This is a genomic window from uncultured Campylobacter sp. (genome assembly GCF_938031315.1).
Lineage (GTDB): Bacteria > Campylobacterota > Campylobacteria > Campylobacterales > Campylobacteraceae > Campylobacter_B.
The window spans coordinates 1-2827 of record NZ_CALHHT010000092.1 but is presented as its reverse complement, the minus strand read 5'-3'; the positions used below and the strand labels follow the sequence as shown (position 1 = coordinate 2827).

Here is a 2827-nt window from a genome sequence, read left to right as displayed (position 1 = left end):
AAACCAGCGCCGCTGCGCCGAAAAGCCCCGCAAGAAACCACCTCAGCACGCCGCCTACGAAGGCGCCGCAAACGCCGAAAATCAAAAACAAAAGCGCGGACAGGCAGCAAAGAGTCGCCGCCAGCGCGCTTGCAACCGACGCCAGAGCTAGCCAAAAGCCCTTCATTTGACCTCTTGCGACTTGTAGTCGTAGCTAAAATCTTTCGGCGAATAGTAATTTAGCACGTTGTCGTCAACTTCGCCGTAAGGATAGCCGAAATTATTGATCGGAAACTGCGCTGGGCGTGGGCTTAGCGTGAAGTCTCTGCCGTAGTTAAAGCCGATCCAGCACATCTCCCAGTTACCAAATAAATACTCGCGAATTTTAGCGAGCTTGCTGTCGTCATTGCTTAGCTTCTCGCCCAATCGCACCTTTGTAACGTCTGCGGGATCGACCGGGATCCAGCCGTGGCCTTTTAGATAAAATTCCGCCCTGCAGTGCTGTGCGCCCGAAATTTCAAGTGCGTTGCTGCTGCCTATCACCCCCATCTCGGGCGAAAATTTCTTCGCCGCGCCCGTACGGATGCCGAACATCGCGCGCGCCGCGATTCCGGACGCCCTGCAAAGCTCCACGAAAACGGAGTTTATATCGGCGCATTTGCCGCTTAGCTTGCCGCTACTTAAAATTTGCTTCACGTCCCCTAGCCCGCAGCCTAGCACACTGTTATCGCGCTGCATAGTGTTTGCCACCCACGTATAAATCGCGCGCGCCTTTTCCAAATCACCCTTTATGCCGCCTGCGATCTCGTCTGATTTTTGCTTGACGACGCCGTCGATTTGAATCTGCGTGCTAGGTTCTAAAAACTTCGCTACCTCGGGGCTAAGCCTTTCGTTCGGATTAAATTTTACCTTGCCAAAGTCGGTGTTTCGCTCAAAGGTCTCGACGCTAAATTTAATATTTAGCGTGGGCTTTGCCACACCGACGTAGCCGGCATAGAGCGTCGGAATTTCGCCATAGTCCACGGACGGATCGTTGAAATTGCCGTCAAATTTTATGTCGCTTACCTTTTGATATTCCGTGATAAGAGGAAGCGGTATCCAAAGCCGCGTCTGCTTGCCCTTCTCCAAAATTTCGTGATTTAGCGAGAGCCCAAAAGCTCTCTTTTTGCCAATGACTTTTTCCCCGCCCAAAATGGTACTCGGAGTTGCCATAACGGCGCCTAAAATCGCAGTGTTTCTTAAAAAATCGCGTCTTTGCATGAAATGCCTTCAAAATAAAATGGCTAAGCCTTAGCCCTAATTACGCGCGGATTTTAGCCTTTTGCGGCTTTGAAATCGCTAAATTAAAAATCCTGCAAGCCGTAAATTTTAAAATTCTATCCATATTTAAAATTTCAAAATTTCGCTCGCTTTAAAATTTTAGAATTTTGCTCGCCGCGGAATTTTAAAATTTCAAAATTTCGCCCAAAGACATAGCGCGAAATTTCGCCAAAGCGGGCGTGATAGCCCGCAAACTAGGCGCGCAGGCAGTATGTATCGGCGGCACAAGCAAAACCACGCAAAAGCGCCGCTGTTGCAAAGCCAAGCGTGCGCTTCGATGAAACGGTTGAGCTTCGACGAAGCGCGGCGGCTTAGCTTAAGCAAATCGCGGCAGCAAAATGCAAGCCGTCAGAGGATTAAATTTCTCGCGAAAAATACTCATAGATAAAATTTGTAGGCGAGTACGGATCTTTCGGCGTGCCGCCCACTTCGCAATACGGATGCGAAAAAATTTCAATCGGAACGTGCGCCGGGCGCGGATTTAGCACGATTTCGCGAGCGTAGTTAAAACCCAGCCAGCACGGCTCCCAGTTGCCAAAAAGATACTCGCGCACCCGCGCTAGCTTGGAATCATCCTCGCTTAAGTTCTCGCCCAGCCGCACCTTTGCGACGTCCGCAGGATCGACAGGGATCCAGCCATAGCCTTTTAGATAAAATTCCGCTCTGCAGTGCTGCGCGCCCGAAATTTCAAGCGCACCGCCACTTAGAGCGCCCATGACGCCCATTTCAGGAGAAAATTTCTGCGCTGCGCCCGTGCGGATGCCGTAAATAGCGCGAGCAGGAATGCCAGCTGCCCTGCAGAGTGATACGAACACGCTATTAATATCGGCGCATTTGCCGCTTAGCTTGCTGCTGCTTAAAATCGTCGCTGCGTCGCCGCTGCCGCATGCGATCACGCTATTATCGCGACTCATATTTTTTGCGACCCACTCGTAGATCGCGCGCGCCTTTTCCAGATCGCCTTTAAGCGAGCCGGTGATCTCGTCTGATTTTTGTTTCGCAGCGCCTTCTACCGGAATTAGCTTTGATGGCTTTAAAAACTCCTCGATCTCGGGGCTCAAGCGCTCATTTTCATTAAAGCTTACCTTGCTAAAATCGGTGTTTCGCTCCGAAATTTCAATATCGAAGCTAAGCTCAAAATAATCATCCTCTTCGCCTACGACACCTTGCTCGCCGTATTTGCCGACGCCCACTCTTGCCTCTTTATCGGGTGCGAAGCGCGCGTAGTACGTGCTTATATGATCTCCGCAGATAGCCGACTCTTGCGCATTTGAGCGGGCATGATATTCGCCCAGCAACCTTTGATAGGGCTCTTGCAGCACTAACGGCAGCCAAAGCCGCACCTCTGCGCCACTACTTGAAATTTCGTGATTAAACCTGAGACTGAATTTTCTCGTTTTTGCTTCTTGCATTTTTGCTCCTTTGCTTGAATTGCAAGTCGATTTTATCTCTTTGCGCCTTAAAATGGATAAAATTTTATGTTAAAATGGTGCTAAATTTGAAATTTTAGGATTAAAAATGGATCTGC

The 2827-nt window shown here is 49.7% G+C and carries 2 protein-coding genes; both read right to left on the bottom strand.

Annotation, left to right across the window (positions count from 1 at the left end):
• Nucleotides 1-162: 162 nt before the first annotated feature.
• The gene (locus Q0236_RS02485) at nt 163-1239 is read right to left on the bottom strand and encodes a transglutaminase-like domain-containing protein (protein ID WP_297914714.1); all 1077 of its coding nucleotides are present in this window, start codon (nt 1237-1239) and stop codon (nt 163-165) included.
• Nucleotides 1240-1655: 416 nt separating this feature from the next.
• A complete protein-coding gene (locus Q0236_RS02480) occupies nt 1656-2711 on the bottom strand; it encodes a transglutaminase-like domain-containing protein (RefSeq protein ID WP_297914712.1) in 1056 nt (351 codons plus the stop codon).
• Nucleotides 2712-2827 lie beyond the last annotated feature (116 nt).

What these genes read in the sequence shown, in the direction of transcription:
- Q0236_RS02480 (WP_297914712.1), bottom strand. Translation starts at nt 2,711, where the DNA reads ATGCAAGAAGCAAAAACGAGAAAATTCAGTCTCAGGTTTAATCACGAA.
- Q0236_RS02485 (WP_297914714.1), bottom strand. Translation starts at nt 1,239, where the DNA reads ATGCAAAGACGCGATTTTTTAAGAAACACTGCGATTTTAGGCGCCGTT.